This is a genomic window from Haladaptatus sp. HS23, assembly GCF_056892285.1.
In genome coordinates, this window is the sequence record NZ_JBXGLH010000018.1 from 36,030 (window position 1) to 59,649 (window position 23,620).

Below are 23,620 nucleotides of genomic sequence, written 5' to 3' on the forward strand. Positions count from 1 at the left end.
CAAATCGGGGGAGAGCGACGCTCCGACCGCGGATGAAAGTCAGGTGGAGCTACGGTTTACGTTCGAACGCCGCGACCTGCTCGTTAATTTCACGAAGTCGTTCGGGGTCGAACTTCGTTTCTCGGTCGTAGGTGTACAGCCCGTTCGTCTCCTGTTCCACGTCATAGAGCTGCGTGTAACAGAACGCCCACATGGCCTCGTTTTCAAGCAACGTCTCCGTCATTCCCCGATAGCGGTCGAAGAACTCCGCCTCGTCCTCGGGACGGTCGCCGTATCCCCACCCGTCCTCGGCGTCGGGGTTCCACCAGATACCGCCGTACTCGCTCACATAACTCAACTCCTTGCTCCACTCGGTGTGACTGTGGCCGGTTGGCTCGACCGGACCCTCGATTTTCCCGTAGGTTTTACGGAAGGTTTCGGGGTCCTGTTCGTAGTCGTGAGCGTCCACGAGGTCGGTTTCGACGTGATACCATCCGCTCGTGTCGATAACCGGCCGCGTCGGGTCCAATCGCTTCGTCGTTCGGTACACCGTCCGAATGAGGTCGCTGTCTTGGTGCGGTTGGGTTTCGTTGAAGGGTGTCCAGCCGACGAGCGCCGGGTGGTTGTAATCGCGTTGGATCACCTCCAGCCACTCTTGGAGGAACGGTCCCAGCGTTTCGGTGCGGCCGTGGTCCATCCCCCAGTTCGCGTGTTCGTCCCAGACCAGATATCCCAACCGGTCGGCGTGGTAGAGGTAGCGGGGTTCGAACACCTTCTCGTGAAGCCGAGCACCGTTGAACCCGAGTTCCAGTGAACGCTCGATATCCTCCCGAAGTGCATCGTCCGAGGGCGCGGTGTAGACCCCGTCGGGGTAGTATCCCTGGTCGAGTACCAGTCGTTGGAACACCGGTTTCCCGTTGAGGTAGACGCAGTTATCTCCAAGCGTCACCGACCGAAGGCCGAAGTAGCTCTCGACAGCATCGATGGGTTCACCGCCCACCGCGAGTTCGACATCCAAGTCGTAGAGGTTCGGATTCTCGGGGGTCCAGAGGTGCGTCTCGTCGACCGGGAGCGAGAACGCAGCGTAGGTGCCGTCAGTCACCACCGTCGTCTCGCCGACGGGGTCGTCGTCGAGCGTCGCGGTGGCGGTGAGTGTTCCCCTTCGAGCCACACCCCCCAGTTCGACTTCCGCGTGAAGCGTACCGTTCTCCGGATCAGGTTGAAATCGCAGGGTCTCTACGTACGTCTCGGGGACGGGTTCCAGCCACACCGTCTGCCAGATTCCCGTTACGCGCGTGTACTTCGGCCCGTGTGAATCGTACTCTTGGCTTTGTTTGCCGGCCGGTTGGAGTGTCGACCGAACGTCGTCCTCGGCACAGACCGTCACGGCGTTCGTCCCCGGTTCGATGGCATCGGTGACGTCGAACGCGAAGGGAGTGTAGCCGCCACGGTGTGTCCCGACGGACGTTCCGTTGACCCAAACCTCCGTCTCATAATCGACCGCACCGAACCGCAGGTACAATCGTCCGTCGAGGAATCTCTGGGGGACGTCGAGTTCCCGTCGGTACCACACGGCATCCATGAAGTCGGTGTGTTCGACGCCCGAGAGCTCGCTTTCGGGTGCGAACGGGACTGTAATCGTTTCGGCTAGCGATTCGGCATCCGGAAGGCCTCGAGCACGACCGCTGGCTCCGTGGTCGATTTCGAATTCCCATTCGCCGTTCAGGTTGTGCCACGAATCGCGTCGCAGTTGTGGGCGCGGATACTTCGGACGTGGTGTTGAATCGGTCATCAATATCTATACACGCAGTTTCGGGATTTAATCCTTGTTCCCGGCGGTGAACGTTACGTCGGCTGTGCGGCTGTCATCACGAACGGACGGTGTGGGACCGTCGGTGACTTCGAGATGCAAGCTGAACACCACGGCTGGGACGATGATGACGAGTCCAACGACGGAGACGACACCGACGAGGACGATACCGGCCATCGTCAACGCACTCGCCGCCGAGAGCATCGGGTTGCGGACGACCCACCCGTAGCCTGCACTGACCGCCTCAACGAACCCGTCGCCGTCGGAGAGGCGGGCGACGGTCGTCAACGATACGAGCAGGAGGAAGGTGACCAGATACACACCCGAAATCGACAGGAGGAGGTACTGAATCCCTCCTGTTTCGACGTACTGCACGCCATATAGCACCGTCATCACGGCGAGGAGCATCGGGACAAAGCTCATCACCGTCACGTTGAATCCGTAACGACGGAGCGATTCGTTGACGGGATCCCACTGCGGTCTGTCGTCGTTTTGTAGTGACCGTATCGCCGAGAACGCACCGAGCGTGGCGATCCCAGATGTGACGACGGGGAGCGAGGCGATGACCCAACAAACGCTGATCACGACGAGCCACGTGCTGTGTCGGTAGACGAACCCGGCCGTCCGCCGGAGGGAGCGTCGATATCGCCCGGCGCTTTCTCGCGGTGCAGTCATCCGGTCGTCCCTTGGAACTGTACCGCCTCGATGATTCGGTCCTGCAACAGCAGGAACAGGATGAACAGGGGAAATGCAGCGATGACCCCCGAGGCCATGGTGAGCCCCGGTTGGAACGTGAAGGTGTCCCTGAGTACGACCAACCCGAGCGGGAGGGTGAACGAACGCTGGCTCTGAAGCACGACCACCGGCCAGACGAACTGGTTCCAGTTAAACACGAAGACGAAGATGGCCAGCGCGGACAGAATCGGCTTCGAAATTGGGAGGATGATGCGGGTGTAAATCTGGAAGTTCGAGAACCCATCCAGCCGAGCGGCCTCGTCGTACTCGTCGGGGATGTCCCGGAAGAACTGATAGAGGAGAAAGACCCCGAGCGGGTTCGCCACCGCGGGAAGAATCACGCCGAGGAGGCTACTGACCAGTCCCAAATCCGCCACGATGGTGAACAGGGGAACCAGATTCACGTAGAACGGGACGAGGAAGCTGGCGACGATGACGCTCAATAGTATCGATTGGCCCGGCCAGTCCAACCGCGTGAGCGAGAATGCAATCATCGAATCGACGATGAGGACAAGTATCGTCGCGACGGTGGCGACGATGAAGGTGTTGATAACCCACGGGACTATCAACGAACTATCGAGCAGTTCGGTGTAGTTCGCGAACGTGATTTCCGGCGGGATAAGATGAGGCGTCGAACTGAGGGCAAATCGCTCGGGCTGAATAGACAGCGAGATCATGTAGATGTACGGCAACAGGAACAGGAACGCGACACCGTACAGCCCGGCATGTACCGCGACCGTACGCAACGTGCTGTTGGAACCGATACGACTCGTCAGACCGACGTTCGAGTTGCTCATGCTGAATCACTCCCGATGTACCGATAGTTGATGTACGAGACGCCGACGAGGATGGCGAAGAGGAGGTAACCGATCGCCGCGGCGTACCCGAACCGCTGTTGGCTGAAGGCCGCGTTGTAGAGGTAGAACACCAGCGTCGTCGTCACGTTATTGGGTCCGCCGTTGGTCATTACGTAAGGTTGACCGAATACCTGGAATTGCTGGATGAATTGGATGATAACGACGAACGCGATGGCGTTACGCATCTGGGGGAGTGTGATGTCCCGAAAAGCGCGCCACGTTCCCGCTCCGTCGAGTTTGGCCGCCTCGTACAGTCGCTCCGGGACGTTCTGCCGCGCGGCCAGCAGAATGACGAAGTTGAACCCGAGGAGCCACCAGTCGGTGACGAGGGCGAGTATCGGCATCGCCAACGTCGGGGAACCGAGCCAATCCGGGGGGCTGTCCATGACGAAACCGAGGTAGTAGTTGACGGGACCGAATCCGGTCGCGAGGAACAGCGACCACACGATTCCGACGATGGAGACGGTGAGGATGTACGGACTGAAGTAAATCGTCCGTAGGTATCGCCGTCCGAACACCTTCCTGTTCACGCCGAGTGCCAGCGCCAGACTCAGGAGTACCATGGTCGGAACGGTGAGGACGACGAAGTACACCGTGTTCCACAGGGCATTCCAGAACGCGGGGTCCTGAAACATCGAGACGTAGTTCCCGAGGCCGATGAAGCGCGACTGGGATGGAAAGAGCGGGTCCCACGCGAAGAGGCTCATGTACAACCCTTCCAATAACGGGTACAGAAGGAACAGACAGAAGAAGGCGAGGTACGGGAGGGAAAACAGGATACCGTCGACTGTCTCCCGCCGTCCGAGATTTTCTCGCAATCTGTTCCGCCGTTCGCGTCCGAATTTGTCTTTAATTGACATCGTTGATCAGTCGTTGGATGGAGTTCACGCCCCGTTGCATCCCTCGCTTTGGCGAGGAGTTGTGCGCGTAAATGTCCGGGAAGAAGTTCCACGTCGACGAGTTGTTGACGTTGAACGGCGTTCGGGGCAGGTAGGCAAACTGATTATCGCTGGCCATCTCGAAGAACGTGGACAGCGATTTCGGCCACAACGGCGAGTTTCGAAGCGCGTCCGAGTTCAAAGCGTCGGTCGCGGCCGGTAAGTGCCCGGCCCGTGTTCCCCATATCGGGTTCTTCTGCGTTATCCACTCGGCGGCCTTAACCGAGACGCGCGTCTTCTTCTCGTCTCGACGGGGGTTTCGAGGAAGAACGACCGTGTGGCTCCCCGATTGTGTGAAGTTCCGTTGCTTTTCCGGTGCGACGAACGGTTTGAACATGCTCCAGTCGAATCCGTCGATGGATTCCAAAACGGACGCGTACCACGTCCCGTTCATCGTCATCGCCAGTTTATCGTCCTGAAACGCGATATCGGCCCTGTTTTCCGAGGCGTTCGGAATGTCCCACCCGTACTTTCCGGTGATGTCGTAGAGCAGTCGTGCGGTTCCCATCCCGGCCTCGTCGTCGAACGTCACTTTCGTCATGGCGTTGTTGAACAGTTCACCGCCGCGCTGTTTGTCGAAGGCGATGAACGTTCGAAGCATACCGATGGGGTCCAGATAGGGAGTCGGCGCGAACGCGTGTGCGTCGGTCTTCTTCGTTATCGTGTCGCAGGCGCGTTTGAACTCTCGAAAGTTTGAGGGTGGCGAGTCGGGATTCAAGCCCGCCTTCTCGAACAGTGAGCGGTTGCAGTAGATTCCGACCGGATGCGCATCAAGCGGGAGGGATAACTGGTCGCCGTCGAAACGCATGCGTTCCCACAGCGTCGGTACGTACTTGTCCGCGGCGGAGTCACTCAGGTATCGGTTGTACGGGACGAGCATCCGCTGAAATCGACCCATCAACGCCTGATGCATTATCGCGATGTCCGGCCCTTTGTCGGCGACGAGCGCGGTGTACAACTTCGTGTAGTAATCATCCCACGGAATCCGTTGTCGGTCTATTCGGACGTCTCCTAAGGGTCGTTCGTCGTTGAACCGGTTCACGATGGATTTCATCGTTGCCCCATCGCCGCCGCTGAAGAGCGTCCAGAACTGAATCGTCGTCTCGGCGGTGCTGTCCGTGTTCCCCAGAACCATGTTCCGTGAACTACAACCGGCCAGTCCCAGTGAGCTTGCAGCGCCGACACCACCGAGAAGTCGCCGTCTCGTTAGTACACTATTCGGTCCCTCCGTTGATGCCATGATAACAAGTAGCGATGGGAACTGATTTAAAAATTTTGTTTGATTATATATTATATAGATGTCCTAAAGCAACTGTCGAATCGGACGCGACGGACTCCACCGGCCAGTTCGGAGATGGGGTTGGGAATCGGCCCGTCCTGCAATCGCCGTTGAACCTATGCATCCTGTTTCGTATCGCTAGTGGGGGCGGTGCTGACGACATCCTGATAGACGAATACGTTCTCGCCCGTCGCTCTGTCGAAGACGTGTACGTCCGATTCGTCGAAGGAAACCTGTAACCTGTCGCCCTCCTCGTATTCCACTTGGCCCAAAACGCGCATCGTGAACTCGGTGTCACCGCTTCGCAGGTAGAGGTAGTTGTCGTCGCCGACGGGTTCGCGTACTTCGAGGACTGCGTCGATTCCGTTGTCGTGGGTCGTCTCGGCGAACGTCATGTGTTCGGGACGGATGCCGAGGATGAGGTCGTCGCTCGTGCTTCGTTCGAGAATTCGTTCGGCAAAGGGACGGGAGACGGAGTAAGTGACGTCGCGGCCGACGAGGGTCGAATCCTCCAGTCGGACGTCGAAGAAGTTCATCGACGGACTGCCGATAAACTCGGCGACAAACGTGTTTTTCGGCTCGGTGAACACTTCCCGTGGCGTCCCGACCTGTTGTACCTCACCGTGGTTCAGGATGACGACCCTATCACTCATCGTCATTGCCTCCTCTTGGTCGTGCGTGACGTAGACGGTGGTCGTGTCGAGTTCCTCCTGTATCCGTTGCAGTTCGGTTCGCATGTGTGAGCGGAGTTTGGCATCGAGGTTCGACAGCGGTTCGTCCATCAGGAACGCTGCTGGGTCACGGACGATAGCACGACCGGTCGCCACGCGTTGTTGTTGCCCGCCGGAGAGCTCGCTGGGTCTCTTGTCCAACTGGTCCTCTATCCCCATCATCTCCGCGGCTTCCCGTACGCGTTCTTCTATCGCTTCGTCCGCCTTGTCGGAGTTGAGTTTCAACCCGTAGGACATGTTCTTCTCGACGCTCATGTGCGGATAGAGCGCGTAGTTCTGGAACACCATCGCGATGTTGCGGTCCTGCGGTTCCACGTCGTTGATCTGTCGGTCATCGATGGAAATCGAACCGTCCGTGATGGTTTCCAATCCGGCAATCATTCGGAGGACGGTCGATTTTCCGGACCCCGACGGACCGACGATGGTGACAAACTCCCCATCTCGGATATCGAGGTCGAATCCGTCCACCGCGACGATACCGCCATCGTACTGTTTCCTCACGCCTTCGAGACGTATCCCGCTCATAGTTATCAACATCATCGTCTATGATGTATATATCTTTCCTAAGCTATCAATTTAATCAATCATCTGAGCAATAACCGATCTCTTCGCTAAGATATACGCTCGAGGCCTGTGAAAACAGCAGGCTACGAATGATGAGCAGGACAGCGAACGTTCCCGCCGAGAGCGGATTACCGAACGGAGAACCCGGCGACCGTGGACGCCGCCAGTTCCGCAGTCAGGACGCCGTCTTCGACCGAGACATCGAGGTCCGTCGCCGCGAACTCGTCGGCGTTGTCCACGGTGACCTCCGCTTTCGGGTCGTGTTCCGCGAACAAGACTTCGGCGTCAACTCGGTCCGGGTCTTGGACCCCTTCGAGGGCGATTTCGACGGAGCGTGCCTCCCGACAGTCGAGGTTCGTGACGGTGACGAAGACTCCGGCGTCGTCCGTCGACGCGGACGCTTTGACCAATGGGAGGTCGGTTCCATCGAGGTCACGGGACGGCGCATCGACGGACGTACGGACAGCGTCGTTCTCCTTGTGGGAGGCATAAAGGTCGAAGACACGGTACGTCGGCCGCGCCCACGCGTCGTCGCCGTCCGTTTCGATGAGACATTGGAGGACGTTGACCGTCTGGGCAATATTCGCCATAGTCATGACGTCGCTGTGCTCGTTGAACACGTCGAGAACCGCGGCGGCCGACAACGCATCGAGGACGGTCCCGGGCTGTTCGAGTCCACTTTCGGGAACAGATTCGGGATGCCACGAGCCCCATTCGTCGATAATGACCCCGATGTCGCGGGTGGTCGCAACCGCGTTGATGGCCGCCGCGATGCGCTCGATGTGGTCCTCTACTTCGAGGGCTTCGGCGAGGAACCGGTCGTACTGGTCCTCGTCGGCCTCGGAGACGGAGAACGAGCGCCCGTAGTAATGATGGAGCGTGAGATGGTCGAGAGGGAACTCAACACCCCAACTGCTGCTGCCGATCTCCTCCATGAATCGGCGGTTCCAGTCGTGGTTCTCGAACCCACACGCGATGAGTTCGAGGTCGTGGTCGAGCATCAGTTTGTCCATGCTGCCGACGTAGGTGGCATATCGACGGTACTCCCGAGCGTACTGTTCAGGCGTCATCTGCCCGCCACAGCCCCAGTTCTCGTTTCCGAGTCCCCAGTACCGAACGCCGTACGGTTCTTCGTGCCCGTTCTCGCGTCTCCGGTCGGCGAGTTCGGTATCGCCGTCGTAGTTACAGTATTCGACCCAATCTGCTGCCTCCTGCGGATCCCCCGACCCTACGTTCGCGGCGAGATACGGTTCCGTCCCGATGTGTTCACAGAGTTCGAGGAATTCGTCGGTGCCGAATGCGTTGGACTCCTCGGGGCGCTCGCTCGTGTCCTGCGCCCAGAAGAGGTTTCGACGGCGGGGACGGTCCTCCCGCGGACCGATACCGTCCTCCCAGTGGTAGTCGTCGGCAAAACAGCCCCCCGGCCATCGAAGGACGGGTATTTCGAGGTTGGAAAGCAGGGAGACGACATCATCTCGGAAACCGACCTCCTCGTCGTCTTCGCCGTGCCAGATTCCGTCGTAGATACAGCGTCCGAGATGTTCCGAGAAGTGCCCGTGTAACTCGGGTGCGATACAGTCGATAACCGCTGCAGTGTGAACTGTGACGCGAGCGTCTGTCATACATTTCGATGATATTTCCCGCCCCGGACATAAATGAACCGGTAACTGGCCGATACAATACCTGTTTTCATATACGGGACTAACTATTTGTTTCACACAAGAACACCAACGGTGCCCGATCTACCAGCCATCTCTGTCACAGCAAACGGCCGGACGCTGACGATCCGCGAACCGAGTAGAGAGAATACGTTATTCCGACGTAGTCGGAGTGACTACGTCGAATATATTGATAAACGTGGATGTGCGATGAGGATACACGCTCACACGATGAGAAGAGATGAATTTCCACGTTTCACACGCCCCTCGTAGCAACCATCGACAGTTGGATTTCGACAATATCGGATGTCTACAAATTCATCACTGATGAATAAAAGAAGCGGGAGGCGGACACGCACCAGCCGAAGTCGTTACAGTTCTAATACTGTAATGGTCAGGCGACGTCGATGAGTTTTCAATCCGATTATATCGGATACATTTGCCGCGACGTATCCCGATCGAAAGGGAGGGAACCATCGGTCGGCTTATTTTTCGCGGCGGTAGGCTTTTAACACTATCCGGCAATCTTTCAGTATGCGCTATTACCGACTCCACGGTGGAGAGCGTTCAGCAACGGGTTCGCTCGTCGCTCTAGATACCGACGGAACCGCATACGACTTGAGTTCAGCCTCACCCGATCTCGGTTCGTTCACGGCGCTCGCCCGGACGGCGAATGCGAGTGACGAAACCATCGACGCTATCGCCCGAAAACGCCTCGACGACGCCGACCACATCGACCCTCACACCCTCAGTGACAATGTCCTCCAACCGGTCATCGCCGACGAAGTGTGGGCTGCGGGCGTCACGTATCAGATCAGCGAAGAGGCGCGCAAAGCCGAGAGCGGGAAACCCGAGGTATACATTGACGTGTACGACAGCGAACGCCCGGAACTGTTCCTGAAAGCGACACCCTCGCGAACCGTTGGCCCGTGGGAGGATATCGGCGTGCGCGGCGATTCGGAGTGGAACGTCCCGGAACCCGAACTCGGGGTCGTCGTGCACCGCGGCGACATCGTCGGATACACCATCGGCAACGACGTCTCCAGCCGCGACATCGAGGGGGAAAATCCGCTGTTTCTCCCGCAGGCGAAGGTGTACGACCGCTGTTGTTCCATCGGACCATGTGTCGCGACCGAGGAAACGGTCGGGAACCCCCACGACCTCGAAATATCGTTGACTATCGAGCGCGATGGCGAGATTATGTACGAGGACTCGACGTCGACGAGCGAGATGGCGACCACTTGCGAGGAACTCGTCTCGTATCTCGGACGACACAACCGTCTGCCCGAGACGTTGGTTCTGCTCACGGGAACCGCACTCGTGCCGCCCGAGTCATTCACCCTCTCCGAGGGCGACGAAGTCGCCATCGATATCGACCGCATCGGCCGACTCGTGAACAAGACGGTCACCGTCTGAACGACCATCGAATCGGTTCCGGAAGATGACTGGTGCTCGAGACCGGCGTAGTTTGTTCTGTATTAGGGACTGAAAGAAAAACGTTCGCCACCCGATGTCGGCTATCGTTTGCCGTCGAAGGTGCGGTTCGGTAATTACCGTTTCCCTGGTGGAATCCGGGCGAGAAACCGCGCATCGTCGCTGGATTTCCGTCCCTGGACTTGATTTCACCGATGACGGAATCGAATCGTTTTCTATTACAAAACGGAAAACGTGATTCAATGTATACACTGACCGTTCGGTAGAATTTTAGAGGGTACCGTCAAGCACATAAGTAAAAGGAACGGAAGCGGAACGGAGAGCACGTCGACGAGCGCCATCCGTCCCGTAACGTGAAGGAAACTGGCATCTCAGTGTCGTTCCCCCATGTTCCACAATCCAGAACGCCACGGTCAACGATGGACAGTCGAGAAGATTGCCGCAATCGACCGAACCTTACGCTCCCCCCTCCGTAGGGGGAGTCATGGCCGACCAGACCAGCGTGCTTCTCATCGGGGAGAACACGTTTCCCTTCCACGAATTCGACGAGATGGCACCACGCATCGAGAACGCTCTCGGGGACCACGTCGCCGTGACTCGAACGACGGACCGAGATGCCCTGCGCAGCCTCGACGACTATGACGTCCTCGCTGACTACCTCACCGACAGTACCCTTGCCAGCGCTCAGCAGGACGGTCTCACCTCGTTCGTCGCGGATGGTGGCGGTTATCTTGGGATTCACTGCGCCGCGGACATCACCAGTACCCACGACGGGTCCGGCGGTATCGACCACCGGGACGAACCATTCCCGGAACTCCGGGAGTTGCTTGGCGGGCACTTCATCGGGCATCCGGACCAATCGACGTTTAGCGTCGATATCGTCGACGTCGATCACCCGGTTACCGCGGGGGTCGAGGACTTCGAAGTGTTCGACGAACCGTACACGGTCGATTACGACGAGGACGCGATACGCGTGCTCGCCCGGATGGACCACCCCGACCTCGACGACTATCCGGTCACGTGGGTACGGACGGTCGGCGACGGAAACGTTTGCTACGTCTCGCTCGGACACACCGCCGAAGCATTTGAAAACCCACAGTACCGACGCCTCCTTCGAAACGCTGTCCGATGGGTGAACGCCTGACCGGCGTCCTACTTTTCCACCGCTACGTCGGCGGGAGTCCCCTCGACCACGAGCAGGTCGTAGCCGGGAATGGTCCTCTCACCTAACCGAACGTCTGCATCACCGACATCGACGTCTATCGGTTCGCTGCTGTAATTGAACAGCCACGTCAGGTCGCCACGGTGGGCAACCCGAACGCGGTCCGGGAGCGGGTCGGCCGCGTGTGTGACGTCGGCCCGCGCGAGCACATCGGAGACGAGGGCGTCAGCGAGGTCGGCGTCCGGCCAGATCCCGACGTAGGCGACCGACCCGGGTTCGGTTTCACGCACGGTGATGGCCGTACGGCCTTCGCCGGTCCCGGCCGCGTACTGCCCCACGATACTCGCGTCGTCGGCGTCGATCCACTCCGCCCACGTTCGATATCTGTACTGTTCGCCCCGATACGAGAGGCGGGCGTCGGGCGAGTCCGCCGGGACGCTCTCGTGTTGATCGACGCGAACACCCACGAGGTCGGCGAGCGGTCCCGGTGGTCGCGCGGGGTGAAGCTTGTTATGCGGGTCCTTCTCTCCCGAACGAATCGTGAACAGAAGGTGACCGCCGCTCTTGACGTATCGTCGGAAGGTCGATGCGATGTCGTCGCCGACGAGGTGCAGCGATGGGGCGAGGACCGCATCGTAGTCTTCGAAATCGGCAACAGTCGGAAGTATGTCGACTTGTACGCCGCGACCGCGAAGCGCGTGGTAGTAAGTGTGGAGGTGGTTCCAGTAGTCGAAATCGGGCGACATCGCCTGTTCGTCGAGCGCCCAGAGGCTTTCGTAGTCGAGGACGAGCGCGACGGGAGCGGTGACCGAACCCCGGTCAAGGTCGGCGAGTTCCGCCGCCGCCGTCGTCGCGTCGTGATATCCGCGGTCGGCGGTCCCGTCCCGCTTCAGAAGCCCGGCGTGGTACTGCTCCTGTCCCTCCAGACACCGTCGCCACCTGAAGTAGGAGACGACGTCGGCGCCGTGAGCGACCGCGTGGTGTGCCCAGAGACGCATCGCACCCTCTGCCGGTTGGGTAGTCTCGGGCGGCCAGTTGATCGACCCTGGCTGCTGCTCCATCACCCAGAAGTTCCCGGGCGCGGCGCAGCGATAGCGGTCGTGATTGAACCCGATCTGGTCCAGATTTCCGACCCGAAGTTCGTCCGCATCGGCCGGGCCGTCGCCGGCGACTTGGGGGAATCCTGTCGGATACGAATCCCAAGCGGCGAAATCGAGATCGTCGCCGACGTCGTAGGGGTCTAGCTGGCCGAAATCGAACATGAAGTTGTGGGTGACGAACCAGTCGTCGTCCGCCTCTCGCAGTCGATCCGCTTGCAATCGGTTGTAGGAGACGACGCTGTCGCTCGCGAAGCGGTGGTAGTCGAGCAACCGTCCCGGATGGTGATCGGTGACCGTGTGACGCGGCGGGTCGATCTCCTCGAAATCGGTGTGATGCTGGCTCCAGAACGTCGTCCCCCATGACTCGTTCAGCGTATCGATACCGCCGTACTTCTCACGCAGCCACGTCCGGAACGCCGTCGCGCAGTCATCGCAGTAACACCGGATGGTGTCGTGGCAGCCGTATTCGTTGTCGGTCTGCCAGCCGACGACCGCCGGATGATCGGCGAAGTGTCCGGCGAGGGCGGTGACGATGCGGTCGGTGTGCTCTCGGTAGGTCTCCGAGTTGAAGCAGTAGTGTCGCCGACTGCCGAAGTGGCGGACACCTCCGTCCGGTTCCTCCTGAAGGATGTCCGGATGCTCGTCGACCAACCATTTAGGTGGCGTCGCCGTGGGCGTACACAGTACCGCCTTCATTCCCTGCTCGTGCACGAGACCGACAGCGGTTTCGAGCCATTCGAAGTCGAGTTCGCCGGGTCGGGGTTCGAGTCTCGACCAGGAGAACTCGCCCATGCGGACGTATTCGATTCCCGCTTCGGCCATCTGCTTGACGTCAGTGGTCCACCGTTCGCGGGGCCAATGTTCCGGAAAATAACACACGCCTATCGACATACCTTCGTGTGGCGTGGAAACGATTATCAAACTATCGGTGGCATCGAACGGCGCTCGTTCTCGACTCAGGATTCTCGCTGCTCACGTCATCGAGGTGAATACGACGAAGGCGATGGTCGTCGGAAGCAGTGCCAGCGTGCTTCGAATCCGACTGAGACCATAGCGCCGGGCGAGCACCGGCCGAAGAAGCAGCGCGCAGAGAAGCCATCCGCTGATCCGGAGCAGGCGCACGATTTGCATCTGCTGTGTGCTCCGAATGTTCATCCGTACTTCCATGATCTTCGGTGCCACTTGTGAGACACTACCGCCGGAAACGGCGGCAACGCCGACGTCCGTGCCGGAAATCGTGAGCGCGAGAACGGATGCGACCACGAAGATTGGGACGAACACAACGGAAAGGTACCCACCGACTTTGAACGTGGTTACGTCGAGACTTCGATTGGAGGCGATCAACCCGGCGATCGCACCGATCGTTCCGAAGAAAAGGAACAGCAGCAACAGGGTCTGGAAACTCGTGTAGATGAAGTTGAGGACGAACGCCGACAACAGCGACGGGAACGGTTCCCCACCTTTCATCACTCCCGGTTCGATGAGGTACGTGAAACCGCTCCGAAAGAGGACGTGGGCGAACACGCCGATCGCGGGCGCCGTCCAGCCGTAATATTCGACGGATTCGGCCGCCTCGCCGAAGTCATTCGCGTCGAGGAAGGCCCGCCACGCGTCGGTGGTCGAATCGACCCTAGCGCGCCAGTTCCTGTGTGCAGTTTCGAACGCCATGCAACGTTCAATTTCACCGGACTGCCAAGGATGTTTCGACTAGGCACCGAGCATCGAGACGTTCAGGACCAAAATGTTATTACCATCCGGGGAATGTAGTGAGACGAAGTAGCATGGTGAAATACTATCAGTTACGGAATCAGTTTCTCAACCGGGTTTCGTTACCGCGGAAGTATCGCCACCTCATGTCGAAGGAGAGCGTCTGGGGTTGGTTGTTTCTCGTTCCGACTCTGGTCTCGCTCGGTTTGGTAAGCGTCTATCCCGTCTTCCGTGCGGCGTACCTGAGCATGAACGAGTACAACGGAATCACCCCGCCGACGTGGGTCGGCCCGGCACACTACGTGAAGATACTGTCAGGGTGGCCGGAGTTCTGGCAGGTGTTGCTCAACACCGTCTCGTGGGCGTTCGGCTCGATCATCATTATGCTCGTCGTCGGGATGGGGTTCGCCGTCCTTCTCAACCGCGAATTTCGAGGGCGAAATGTGGTTCAGGGGTTACTCCTGCTGCCGTGGGCGATGCCGTACATCGCCGTGGCGCTGAACTTCCAGTGGATGTATAACTACAATCTCGGGGTGTTCAACGGCCTCCTGCGGTTGGTCGGTCTCGGCGCGATTCCGTGGATCGGGAGTTCGAAGTACGCACTATTTTCGGCCATGCTCGGCTGGGTGTGGCGAAACTTCCCGTTCTTCATGATCAGCTTCCTCGCAGCGATGAAGGCGATCCCCGATTCGCTGTACGAGGCTGCGCTCGTCGACGGCTCCACCCGATGGGAGCTGTTCCGCCACATTACGCTTCCGTACCTACAGCCGGTTATCATCGTGACGACGCTGCTGATGAGCCTATGGACGTTCAACAACTTCACCATGATATTCGTGCTGACGAGCGGTGGTCCGGGGATGTCGTCGATGGTGCTCCCGGTGTACGTGTACAACAACGCGTTCCTGTCGAACTCCGTCGGGTTGGCAAGCGCCATCGGAATGGTCATGATGGTCATCATGCTCGGGTACGGGCTGGTGTACCTACAGCTCTACCGGCAGGACATCGGTCAGGTGTGAGGTGAACACGATATGGCAACCAAATCACCGCAATCGAACTCGTCGTTCCTGAACGACCCGAGGCTCAAAACGATTGGATTCCACGCGTTCGTGTGGACCCTCACGCTCATCGTCCTGTTCCCCATCATCTGGATGGTCGTCACGTCGTTGAACGTGACGACCGTCGAGGAGCTAACGCAAATCGGTATCACGGGGTGGCTAAATGGGGTGACCCTGAACAACTACATGACGATGCTGAACCAGACGACGTTCCTCACGTGGTTCATCAACAGCGCCATCGTCTCGCTGGCGTCCACGCTCATCAGCATCGTCGTCTGTATCTTCGGGGCGTACAGCATCGGACGGTTGCAATTCCGCGGTCGAAAGTTGGTCGCGACGTTCCTCCTCATCACGCAGATGTTCCCGTACGTGGTTATTGTCATCCCGCTGTTCCTCGTCTTTCGTGACCTCGGGCTGTTCAACACTCTCACCGGCCTCGTCATCGCGTATATCGCCTTCACGCTACCGTTTACCACGTGGATGTTGCGGGGGTTCTACGAGAACCTCCCCGCCCAATTAGAAGAGGCGGCGATGGTCGACGGCAGCACCCGCATCGGGGCGGTCATCAGTGTCATTCTCCCGCTGTCCGCGCCCGCCATCGCGACGACGTTCATCTTTGGGTGGATTCTGGCGTGGAACGAGTTCCTCTTCGCGCTCGTGCTCATCAACGACCCGACCAAGAAGACACTGCCGCCGGGAATCGGTTCGTGGATCGGACAGAACACGGTCAACTGGGGGCTCATCATGGCCGGTTCGACGGCCGTCAGTTTGCCGCTCCTTCTGCTGTTCGTCTTCCTGCAACGCTACCTCGTCGAGGGACTGGCGGAAGGTGCCGTCAAGTCGTAACGGACGTCTGCGGGTAAAACGACACGAATTTTCACAAAAGTAAAGTTCGGTGGGGTCCGTTCTCTTTTCTATGGAGCAGCCACCTACTTCCCCGTCCGGTCGGATCTCCGGATACACCCGCTTCGACCGGTCCGAAACGAGCGAAATCATCAAAACCGCGGCCGATGAGATGGGGAGCCTCGTCCAGAGCACGCTGGGACCGTTCGGCCTCGACAAACTCGTCGTTCGCCGACAGCAGGACGACGAGATTCGCGGGCTCGCGAGCAACGATGGGATTTCCATCATCGAGGAGTTCGAGGGGGAGACGAACCATCCGGTTGCACAACACTTCATCGAAACGGCGGAGGCACAGGAGGATGACTTCGGGGACGGGACGACGACGACGGTACTGCTGACGAGCGAACTGCTCATCGCCGGACTCGACCTCGTCGCCGAGGGTGTCGCCCCGACGACCGTCATCGAGGGGTTCTCCATCGCCGCACAGCGGACGCTCGAAGTCTGGGACGAATCCAGCGTCTCACTGGCGACGTCGGACGGTGCCTCGCTCGACCGCGATCTCCTTCGGAACGTGGCGATAACCGGGATGACAAACGGGAGTACGAAATCCTGGTCGCTGCACGGCCTCGCCGACCCCGTCGTAGAGGCCGTCCTCCGTGTGTCGAACCCGCAAACCGGTTCGGTGGACCTCTCGTTCATCCGAACGGAGGCGATGCCGGGCGGGGGCGTCGCCGATTCGTCTCTCGTGCCCGGTGCGTTCCTCCCCAAGGAACCGTACTGGGGAACCGGCGAACTGCCGGTCGAGGGACCGGCACTGCTGGTCGGCGGCGACGTGGCACCCCGGGACCCGGCGTTTCAGGGCAACATGACGGCAGATACGGACGGATTCGATGGTGTGCGGACCATGGACACCCGCCGGTTCGACGACATCGCGACCGCGATTCGCGCGACGGGCGCGGTCGCCGTCCTCGCGAGCGGGGATATTCACCGCGATATCGCCCAAGAGCTGGGTAGCCGTGGCGTGCTCACGATACAGAACGTGAAGGGGTCGCGCGTCGAGTTCCTCGCTCGCGCGATCGGCGCGTCGATATCGACGCCGCTCGTTTCGGCTGACGTGGTGGACGCCGAATCGACGGCACCCGTGCGCGTCGACCAACGGTTCGACCAGCAGGACGAGAGCTGGTTGGCAGTGACGGCGACCGGACAGGATGTCCCCGAAGCGTTGTCGTTCATCGTCCGCGGCGGCAGCGACTCCGTCGCCCGCGAAGCCGAGCGGCGGGTCAAGGACGGACTGAACGCCGTTCGCGCGGCGGTGATGCGCCCGGAAGCGCTTCCCGGCGGCGGGGCGGCGGAAATCGCCGCGGCGGTGGCGCTCCGCGACTTTGCACCGGGCGTCGCCGGACGGGCACAGCTCGCGGTCGAAGCGTTCGCGGACGCGATAGAGACGATTCCGCTCACGCTAGCGCGGAACGCCGGTCGCGATGCGCTCGGTACCGTGCTCGACCTCCGGAGCCGTCACGCCAGCGGGAATGGACGGGCGGGGATCACCGCGAACGGAGCCGTCGTCGACGACGTGCTCGACCACGGCGCATTCGACCCGCAACTCGTTCGGACCAGCGGATTCGTTCGCGGCGTCGAGTTCGCGAACAGCTACCTCCGCATCGACGGCATCCTCTACAACGCGACCCCCGGCAGTCCGATCGACGGGGCATCGTCGTCGTGACTCGAAGGAGGGGTCGATGGTGCGAGAGCGGAGTTGATTACGAATACGAGTGTAGCCGTCGAGTGGTAGGGTCCCCGTCTGGTCGGCAGTGAGCGTTGTTCGTTTTCCACAAACGGCTATCGAACCGGTGGGTCTTCCCGCTGCGTCCGCTCCGCGACGAGGAGGTTGTCGCCCGTCTCCTCGTCGAACAGGTGAATGTCGTCATCGTCGAAGGTGATGTACACCTCATCGTCGACGTCGGGATTCACGTCCGGCGGGACGAACATCACGTATTCCCGTTCTTCGTCCATGTCCGTCCCCATCGCCGACGGCTCAAAATACAGAAGGTTGTCCCGGCCGAGCGGTTCGACCAGCTCGACGGTGACCGCGCTCGCGTTCCGGTGGGACGATTCGCACAGTTCGAGGTCCTCTGGTCGAATGCCGAGGACGAATCGGTCCGAGGCGGTGCGTTCGGCCTTCTCGGCGATATCGTCCGAGAAGACGTGGCCGATCTGTCCCGTGAACTGGGAGACACCCTGTCGGTCCTCGACGATTCCGTTGAAGATGTTCATGCTCGGACTCCCGATGAACTGGGCCACGAACAGGTTCGTGGGGTCGTTGTACACCTCCCGTGGGGTACCCACCTGTTGGAGTTCGCCGTGATTCAGGATGGCGATTCGGTCTGACATCGTCATCGCCTCCTCCTGGTCGTGCGTAACGTAGATGGTGGTCGTCCCGAGTTCCTGCTGGATGCGGTTGAGTTCTGTCCGCATGTGTTTGCGGAGCTTGGCGTCTAAATTAGACAGCGGTTCGTCGAAGAGGAACACCTCCGGTTCGCGGACGATGGCGCGTCCTGTGGCAACCCGTTGTTTCTGTCCGCCGGACAGCTGGCGAGGTTTGTTGTCGAGGAGTTCCGGGATGCCAAGCAGGTCGGCCGTCTCCTCGACGCGTCGGTTGATGTCCCCCCTGTCGAGCGTCGTCGAGCGCTTGAGCCCGAACGCGAGGTTTTCACGCACGCTGAGGTGCGGATACAGTGCGTAGTTCTGGAACACCATCGCGATATCCCGGTCACGGGGTGGGAGAAAGTTCACGACTTCGTCGTCGATGGATATCTCCCCAGCCGTTATCTCTTCAAGCCCGGCGAGCATCCGGAGCGTCGTCGATTTGCCCGAACCGCTCGGCCCGACTAGCGTCAGGAACTCTCCGTCGGCGACCTCGAGTTCGAAATTATCGACGGCAACCGTTTTGCTGCCGTAGACCTTTTGAACGGAATCGAAAACTATTCGTCCCATATTCCATGTTAATAGGGAACAGTTGTCTATAAAAATATTCCGTCGCTATTGACGGTAATTTCCCATCAGATACGGCTGTCCGAACCGAGCAATCGTCGTTTCAGTGGATCGGATGACGGAGGTTATCGACCCGGATCGGACCTTACGAAACTCATGGATATGGTGTCGGGAACGGCGGGTGTACCCACCTCGGCGTCATTCGTAGGGATTCCAGATCTTCGGCGTGTTGTTGGAACCGGTAATCCAATCCTGTACCTCCTTCGGGGCGTCGTCGAGGCTCGGTTTTTCGGACTTGCTTTTGAGCGAGTAGTCGAGCTTCTTGTTCGCCTCGTTTCGAACATTGTTGGCCATGCCGACCAACGCTTTCTTCGGGTCCTTGTTCGAGCCCAGGATGGCCGAAATCGCTTGGCTGTATCCGGTTGTCGAACCTTCGACCGATCCGAGGAACGGCGTGTCCTGTCCGCCGCCGTAGACGCCGTAGCGCCGAGTCTCCTGTGCTTGGGTGACGAACGCATCGAGCCAGTCGTCGGGGAGCTTCGTCGGATTCTTCGTGAAGAGGTCCATCTGTTCCTGACTCTTCCGCACCGGCATGAAGACGGGTGCGGACGCCGCGAAGTAGTCGGACTGGTTGTCCGGTTGCATCATGTACTTCACGAACTCGTTCGAGAGGTCCCCGACATCATGTTTGGAGACGTCGTCGGTGAACGGGCTGAGACAGGACCCGCCGCGGAACGACCACCGTTTGCCCAGTGGTCCCTCGGGCATCGGCTGAATACCCACGTTGTCCCGAAGGCCGGCGTGTTCCTTCGTCCGGGCTAGACGCGCGTCCTCCGCGCCGAGGTGCGCCATCCCGGCGTCCCGCTCGCGAAAGAACTTGTCCGTCGCGCTCGAATCCTGGCTCGTCCAACCATCGGCCGTGAGATTCCACGCCTTCTTCAGGCTGGCGTAGAACAGGTGACCGAACAGGGATCCGGCCGAATCGAGTTCGACCTGCCACTTCCCGTCCTTCTTGCTGTAGAACTTCCCGCCCGCGTTCGCGGTATACGCGAACGTGTGTTGACCGGTCGTGAAGTCGCGAGCGCCGGGTTCGATGTAGCCCGGATTCCCGGTTTCCTTGACCACGTCTTTCCCGATTTTGACGAGTTCTTTCCAGTCCTTCGGCGGCTTGCTGTGACCCGCCTTTTCGAGGAGGTCCTTCCGATAGTACATCGGTCGCGTCTCGACGAACCACGGGACGCCCCACTTCTTGTCGTCCCAACTGGCCCATGATTCCATCGGTCCGTACCAGTCGTCGTACGAATCATAGATGTCCGTGATGGGTGCGGTCGCACCGAGACTTCCGAAGTTCACGGCGTGTTCGTTCGCCATCTCCGAGACGTTCGGCGTCGTCTGTCCCTGAATGGATGCGTTCCACTTCGGGAACACCTGATTCCACACGATGACGTTCGTCGAGACGTTGACCGGAGAATCCGAGTGCTTTTCGAAGCCCTTGGCGGCCTGCTTGATGTTCTTCGTCACTTCCGGGATGTATCCGCGCATCGTCCAGAAGATGAAGTCCTTTTCACCCTTCGTTTTGCTACCACTGCCGCCACCGAACTGTTCAGTACATCCAGCCAATCCGGCTGCGGCACCGGCTGCACCCATGGATGCAGCTGTCTCCATGAAACCGCGCCGGGAGTAGTCGCCCTCGTCGGAGGTACTGGTTAACGTCTCGTCAGTAGCGTCGCCGACCGATGAATCGGTTGCTTTCGGCATAATGACACGGATCATCATTACTATGGGAGACAATAACCTTTTCCCTTGAGATGATTCGATCTTCGTCGAATAGCCCTTCGAAGGAAACGGAGAAGTACTAGCCGTTCAGGATAGCACGACAGTCGCTCACGGCCGCGGCGTCGTCACCTTCGGGGGAGAATTCGCACCCGACGTACCCGTCGTACCCTGCAGAGGCGAGCGCGGGGAGGATGTTCCCGTAGTCGAGTTCCCCCGTTCCGGGTTCGTGCCGACCGGGAACGTCCGCGATGTGGACGTAACCGATACGGTCGAGGTGACTCGTCATGTTGGCGATGACGTTTCCTTCCGTGATCTGCTGGTGGTACACGTCGAAGAGCAGTTTGACGTTCGAATCGCCGACCGCATCGACGATGTCGTATCCTTCCGTCGACGATTCGAGGAAGTAACCGGGGTGATCCACAGCCGTGTTCAACGGTTCGACGGCGAGCGTAACGTCCGCGTCGGCGGCGTCGGGGGCGACATCCTCGAGAGCGGCCACGATAGCACCCCGTTGGGTCGAGTGGTCGATATCCGCCTGTTCCTGTCCCACAGTGATGATGAGGGTCGAACAGCCGAGGCGTGCGGCCGTTTCGATGGACTCGCGCATGGACCGGCGGGCCTCGGTGGTTCGATTTGGGTCCGTCAGCGGGACGTCGCTGCCGAGCATGGCTGCGACGTTCAGGTCGTGTTCGTCACACGCGTTGGCGACCGCATCGAGGTCCTTGTCGCGCCATCCCCAGAACTCCACCGCGTCCGCACCGGCCGCCGCGGCGAGACCGATTCGCTCCGTAAACGGCGCTCCTCGGAAGACCATCTCGACACAGACCGATAGCTCTGGCATCGGTCAATCCTCGGCCGGTTCCGGGGTGAGCGTTCCGTCTTCGATCAGCGCGTCGAGGGGGTTGTCCTCGATGTCGAGCGGCAACTCGACGCGGCCGTGTCGTCGTGACGATTCCCACGCGCCGAAGATGATCTCCGTCGCCTTGAGCGCGTTCTCCGCGTTCAGTTCGGAGGTGGAATCATTCTCGACCGCTTCGACGACGTCGGCTATCGCACGGTCAATGAAGACCCGACCGAACTCCCGGGAATCGAGGCCGTGGAGACCCTCGCCGTCACAGTCGACGTGTTCCCACTCGTCGTCCCCGTCGCGCTTGATGCGGAGGATCTGGTCGTCGGTTTCGTTGTTCGGGAAGCCGTGTCCGATTTCGACGGTGCCCTCGCTGCCAACCAGGCGGTTGTGACAGTTGACCAGATCCGCTCCGATTCCGGTCGTCGCGAGTCCGTAGACGCCATTCTCGTATCTCCAAGAGGCGAGCGTCTGGTTCTCGTTGTGGGCGCCGAACCACAGGTCTTCGTCCCGGTAGTCGAGCTGGGAGATGACCCACTCGGCCCTCCCCTCGTCGTTGAAGTAGTTACAGAGGTCTACCGAGTGGGACCCGTAGTCGTAGATGTTGGGAGCCGCGCACTCGACCCGCTGAAGCTCTCCGATTTCGCCGGCATCGAGCAATTCCTTGGCCCTTCGATATCCTCGGCCAAAGCGGCGTTGGTGATTGAACGTCAATTTGACGCCCTCCTCGTCACATACTTCCACCATTCGTTCGACGTTCGACCACGTCCTGTCCATGGGTTTCTCGCAATGTATCGCCTGCACCGCATTGCTCCGTGCGATGTTGGTCACGATGTCGGCGTGCGTTGGCGGGGGCGTACAGACGCTAACGATGTCGGGTTCGACCGCGGTGACCATGTCGAGGTACTCCTCGAACACACCGTCCGCTTCGATATCCCAGTAATCGGCGAACGCTTTCGCGTTGGGTTCGACGATGTCGGCACAGGCGACCAGCTCCGCCCCCGCGTGGTCGTACGCCGCGGCGTGACGATACGCCATCGCGAATCCTTGGTTATTCTGTGTCTCCGGGTCCGGTCCGGTTCCGACGAAGGCGCTAGTAACTGCTTTCATAGCCTCTGAATCACGTAATGAGGTTATTCGAATTCCACAATAAAGTTTGTGATTTGGTAACTCATATCTCTTCGATGACGTTCGGTCCATCCATCAGAGACTCTCGCACGACATTTTCATCGCCGAAAACTCGCTCCGATCTCGTCGGAGCGATTCCGAGTCCTTCTCGAACACCACGCCCTCGTTCTGGTTAACAGAATACGGATACGTCGACCGATACGGACGATATAGGACGAGTAGGCCGGGATAGTGCCTCTTCTACGTTCGATATTGCATTCGATATATAAGAACATAAATAACGAATGGTGATGAATCTTTGTGTGGATTCGATGCAAAGATCGGATCACGGTGACGTTCTCCTTGCGTTACGTACATCCGTATGCGAAGTACCTCCGCGACGAAGGCCGCGAGGAACAGGCCGCCGAAATCGAAGCCAACTACCACCTCGATACGCGACTGAAGCCGGTAAACGCTCCCAAAAGACGTTCGCTCACAGTCCAAATTTCGTGCGAGGGATATCGCTTACGGGACCCCTGTGTGGCTTGCACGGTTCGTACTGTTTGTACGGCGTTGGGGTACCTCTAATCACTGGGTATTTTCGTTCCTGATGCTGGAGGGGAACTCCCACGTGTAGGCCGTTATCCTACACGGTATCTTCCGCTTCCAGAGTCCAGGAGAGACGGGTTCCAGATAGGGTCCCCCTCGACGTGGTCCGTCCGGTCGAGGTAGAGCAAGCACGAATATGGGAACGACGGAAATATCGTTTCGAACGGAGTCGTTACGACCACTGCCCTGCGTCGGATCGATCCAGACCTGCATAACACCCGGCTCTCGGTTATCCCACGTATAGTAGGGAATCGCCAGAAGGGAGTCGATCTTGACACCCGTGTTTTCTGCCGATGCGTACAGCTGGTTCGCTATCCGTACGACCCCGAGGGCGAGTGGTCGTCGTCGGTCGCTCGGCGGACGGCGAGCCGATGGCAACGAAGGTACAGGACAACCTCCAATAGATGGCGCTGATCGAGTCGTGGATGGGCGTCGACA

At 59.5% G+C, this 23,620-nt stretch carries 19 protein-coding genes; 5 read left to right on the forward strand and 14 right to left on the reverse strand.

Annotation, left to right across the window (positions count from 1 at the left end):
- Window positions 1-49: 49 nt before the first annotated feature.
- The 7 genes from AC1XDK_RS27145 to AC1XDK_RS27175 all read right to left on the reverse strand — a co-directional run bounded on the left by AC1XDK_RS27145 (window position 50) and on the right by AC1XDK_RS27175 (window position 8,515).
- On the reverse strand, window positions 50-1,771 hold the full coding sequence (locus AC1XDK_RS27145; protein ID WP_483353140.1) for a glycoside hydrolase family 2 protein: 1,722 nt from the start codon (window positions 1,769-1,771) through the stop codon (window positions 50-52).
- 27 nt (window positions 1,772-1,798) lie between these two features.
- A complete protein-coding gene (locus AC1XDK_RS27150) occupies window positions 1,799-2,464 on the reverse strand; it encodes a hypothetical protein (protein ID WP_483353141.1) in 666 nt (221 codons plus the stop codon).
- On the reverse strand, window positions 2,461-3,321 hold the full coding sequence (locus AC1XDK_RS27155) for a carbohydrate ABC transporter permease (RefSeq protein WP_483353142.1): 861 nt from the start codon (window positions 3,319-3,321) through the stop codon (window positions 2,461-2,463). The genes AC1XDK_RS27150 and AC1XDK_RS27155 overlap by 4 nt, the downstream gene beginning before the upstream one ends.
- The gene (locus tag AC1XDK_RS27160) at window positions 3,318-4,241 is read right to left on the reverse strand and encodes a carbohydrate ABC transporter permease (RefSeq protein ID WP_483353143.1); all 924 of its coding nucleotides are present in this window, start codon (window positions 4,239-4,241) and stop codon (window positions 3,318-3,320) included. Before AC1XDK_RS27160 ends, AC1XDK_RS27155 begins: the two co-directional genes overlap by 4 nt.
- On the reverse strand, window positions 4,231-5,559 hold the full coding sequence (locus tag AC1XDK_RS27165; RefSeq protein WP_483353144.1) for an extracellular solute-binding protein: 1,329 nt from the start codon (window positions 5,557-5,559) through the stop codon (window positions 4,231-4,233). Before AC1XDK_RS27165 ends, AC1XDK_RS27160 begins: the two co-directional genes overlap by 11 nt.
- A gap of 155 nt (window positions 5,560-5,714) precedes the next feature.
- Window positions 5,715-6,854, reverse strand: a complete 1,140-nt coding sequence (locus AC1XDK_RS27170; protein ID WP_483353145.1) for an ABC transporter ATP-binding protein — start codon at window positions 6,852-6,854, stop codon at window positions 5,715-5,717.
- 167 nt (window positions 6,855-7,021) lie between these two features.
- Entirely contained in the window at window positions 7,022-8,515 is a 1,494-nt protein-coding gene (locus AC1XDK_RS27175; RefSeq protein WP_483353146.1) for an alpha-N-arabinofuranosidase, read from the reverse strand.
- Window positions 8,516-9,085: 570 nt separating this feature from the next.
- On the opposite strand from AC1XDK_RS27175, the gene AC1XDK_RS27180 reads away from it, so the two are divergent.
- Both AC1XDK_RS27180 and AC1XDK_RS27185 read left to right on the forward strand, forming a co-directional pair.
- A complete protein-coding gene (locus tag AC1XDK_RS27180; protein WP_483353147.1) occupies window positions 9,086-9,967 on the forward strand; it encodes a fumarylacetoacetate hydrolase family protein in 882 nt (293 codons plus the stop codon).
- 502 nt (window positions 9,968-10,469) lie between these two features.
- Window positions 10,470-11,129 (forward strand): ThuA domain-containing protein, encoded by a 660-nt coding sequence (locus AC1XDK_RS27185; protein WP_483353148.1) that lies wholly within the window; start codon window positions 10,470-10,472, stop codon window positions 11,127-11,129.
- A gap of 8 nt (window positions 11,130-11,137) precedes the next feature.
- Here AC1XDK_RS27185 and AC1XDK_RS27190 read toward each other — a convergent pair whose 3' ends face one another.
- Together AC1XDK_RS27190 and AC1XDK_RS27195 are read right to left on the reverse strand one after the other, a co-directional pair.
- Entirely contained in the window at window positions 11,138-13,138 is a 2,001-nt protein-coding gene (locus AC1XDK_RS27190; protein ID WP_483353149.1) for a beta-galactosidase, read from the reverse strand.
- 81 nt (window positions 13,139-13,219) lie between these two features.
- Window positions 13,220-13,915, reverse strand: a complete 696-nt coding sequence (locus tag AC1XDK_RS27195; protein ID WP_483353150.1) for a hypothetical protein — start codon at window positions 13,913-13,915, stop codon at window positions 13,220-13,222.
- Window positions 13,916-14,100: 185 nt separating this feature from the next.
- On the opposite strand from AC1XDK_RS27195, the gene AC1XDK_RS27200 reads away from it, so the two are divergent.
- From AC1XDK_RS27200 to AC1XDK_RS27210, 3 genes are all read left to right on the forward strand, one after another.
- Window positions 14,101-14,970: a carbohydrate ABC transporter permease gene (locus tag AC1XDK_RS27200; RefSeq protein WP_483353151.1), complete on the forward strand. Its 870-nt coding sequence runs from the start codon at window positions 14,101-14,103 to the stop codon at window positions 14,968-14,970.
- Between the two features lie 12 nt (window positions 14,971-14,982).
- Window positions 14,983-15,855, forward strand: coding sequence for a carbohydrate ABC transporter permease (locus tag AC1XDK_RS27205; protein WP_483353152.1), 873 nt, complete (start codon window positions 14,983-14,985; stop codon window positions 15,853-15,855).
- Window positions 15,856-15,925: 70 nt separating this feature from the next.
- Window positions 15,926-17,575, forward strand: a complete 1,650-nt coding sequence (locus AC1XDK_RS27210; protein ID WP_483353153.1) for a TCP-1/cpn60 chaperonin family protein — start codon at window positions 15,926-15,928, stop codon at window positions 17,573-17,575.
- Window positions 17,576-17,691: 116 nt separating this feature from the next.
- On the opposite strand, the gene AC1XDK_RS27215 is transcribed toward AC1XDK_RS27210, so the two are convergent.
- The 5 genes from AC1XDK_RS27215 to AC1XDK_RS27235 all read right to left on the reverse strand — a co-directional run bounded on the left by AC1XDK_RS27215 (window position 17,692) and on the right by AC1XDK_RS27235 (window position 23,497).
- Window positions 17,692-18,846 carry an ABC transporter ATP-binding protein gene (locus tag AC1XDK_RS27215; protein ID WP_483353154.1) on the reverse strand — a complete coding sequence of 385 codons (1,155 nt, stop codon included), beginning with the start codon at window positions 18,844-18,846 and terminating at the stop codon, window positions 17,692-17,694.
- A gap of 195 nt (window positions 18,847-19,041) precedes the next feature.
- A complete protein-coding gene (locus AC1XDK_RS27220; protein ID WP_483353155.1) occupies window positions 19,042-20,601 on the reverse strand; it encodes an extracellular solute-binding protein in 1,560 nt (519 codons plus the stop codon).
- 97 nt (window positions 20,602-20,698) lie between these two features.
- Window positions 20,699-21,460 carry a hydroxypyruvate isomerase family protein gene (locus tag AC1XDK_RS27225; protein ID WP_483353156.1) on the reverse strand — a complete coding sequence of 254 codons (762 nt, stop codon included), beginning with the start codon at window positions 21,458-21,460 and terminating at the stop codon, window positions 20,699-20,701.
- Window positions 21,461-21,463: 3 nt separating this feature from the next.
- Window positions 21,464-22,576, reverse strand: coding sequence for a Gfo/Idh/MocA family protein (locus tag AC1XDK_RS27230; RefSeq protein WP_483353157.1), 1,113 nt, complete (start codon window positions 22,574-22,576; stop codon window positions 21,464-21,466).
- A 585-nt stretch (window positions 22,577-23,161) separates the two neighbouring features.
- Complete coding sequence (locus tag AC1XDK_RS27235) at window positions 23,162-23,497, reverse strand: hypothetical protein (protein WP_483353169.1); 336 nt, start codon at window positions 23,495-23,497, stop codon at window positions 23,162-23,164.
- Window positions 23,498-23,620 lie beyond the last annotated feature (123 nt).

What these genes read in the sequence shown, in the direction of transcription:
- AC1XDK_RS27145 (WP_483353140.1), bottom strand. Translation starts at nt 1,771, where the DNA reads ATGACCGATTCAACACCACGTCCGAAGTATCCGCGCCCACAACTGCGA.
- AC1XDK_RS27150 (WP_483353141.1), bottom strand. Translation starts at nt 2,464, where the DNA reads ATGACTGCACCGCGAGAAAGCGCCGGGCGATATCGACGCTCCCTCCGG.
- AC1XDK_RS27155 (WP_483353142.1), bottom strand. Translation starts at nt 3,321, where the DNA reads ATGAGCAACTCGAACGTCGGTCTGACGAGTCGTATCGGTTCCAACAGC.
- AC1XDK_RS27160 (WP_483353143.1), bottom strand. Translation starts at nt 4,241, where the DNA reads ATGTCAATTAAAGACAAATTCGGACGCGAACGGCGGAACAGATTGCGA.
- AC1XDK_RS27165 (WP_483353144.1), bottom strand. Translation starts at nt 5,559, where the DNA reads ATGGCATCAACGGAGGGACCGAATAGTGTACTAACGAGACGGCGACTT.
- AC1XDK_RS27170 (WP_483353145.1), bottom strand. Translation starts at nt 6,854, where the DNA reads ATGAGCGGGATACGTCTCGAAGGCGTGAGGAAACAGTACGATGGCGGT.
- AC1XDK_RS27175 (WP_483353146.1), bottom strand. Translation starts at nt 8,515, where the DNA reads ATGACAGACGCTCGCGTCACAGTTCACACTGCAGCGGTTATCGACTGT.
- AC1XDK_RS27180 (WP_483353147.1), top strand. Translation starts at nt 9,086, where the DNA reads ATGCGCTATTACCGACTCCACGGTGGAGAGCGTTCAGCAACGGGTTCG.
- AC1XDK_RS27185 (WP_483353148.1), top strand. Translation starts at nt 10,470, where the DNA reads ATGGCCGACCAGACCAGCGTGCTTCTCATCGGGGAGAACACGTTTCCC.
- AC1XDK_RS27190 (WP_483353149.1), bottom strand. Translation starts at nt 13,138, where the DNA reads ATGTCGATAGGCGTGTGTTATTTTCCGGAACATTGGCCCCGCGAACGG.
- AC1XDK_RS27195 (WP_483353150.1), bottom strand. Translation starts at nt 13,915, where the DNA reads ATGGCGTTCGAAACTGCACACAGGAACTGGCGCGCTAGGGTCGATTCG.
- AC1XDK_RS27200 (WP_483353151.1), top strand. Translation starts at nt 14,101, where the DNA reads ATGTCGAAGGAGAGCGTCTGGGGTTGGTTGTTTCTCGTTCCGACTCTG.
- AC1XDK_RS27205 (WP_483353152.1), top strand. Translation starts at nt 14,983, where the DNA reads ATGGCAACCAAATCACCGCAATCGAACTCGTCGTTCCTGAACGACCCG.
- AC1XDK_RS27210 (WP_483353153.1), top strand. Translation starts at nt 15,926, where the DNA reads ATGGAGCAGCCACCTACTTCCCCGTCCGGTCGGATCTCCGGATACACC.
- AC1XDK_RS27215 (WP_483353154.1), bottom strand. Translation starts at nt 18,846, where the DNA reads ATGGGACGAATAGTTTTCGATTCCGTTCAAAAGGTCTACGGCAGCAAA.
- AC1XDK_RS27220 (WP_483353155.1), bottom strand. Translation starts at nt 20,601, where the DNA reads ATGCCGAAAGCAACCGATTCATCGGTCGGCGACGCTACTGACGAGACG.
- AC1XDK_RS27225 (WP_483353156.1), bottom strand. Translation starts at nt 21,460, where the DNA reads ATGCCAGAGCTATCGGTCTGTGTCGAGATGGTCTTCCGAGGAGCGCCG.
- AC1XDK_RS27230 (WP_483353157.1), bottom strand. Translation starts at nt 22,576, where the DNA reads ATGAAAGCAGTTACTAGCGCCTTCGTCGGAACCGGACCGGACCCGGAG.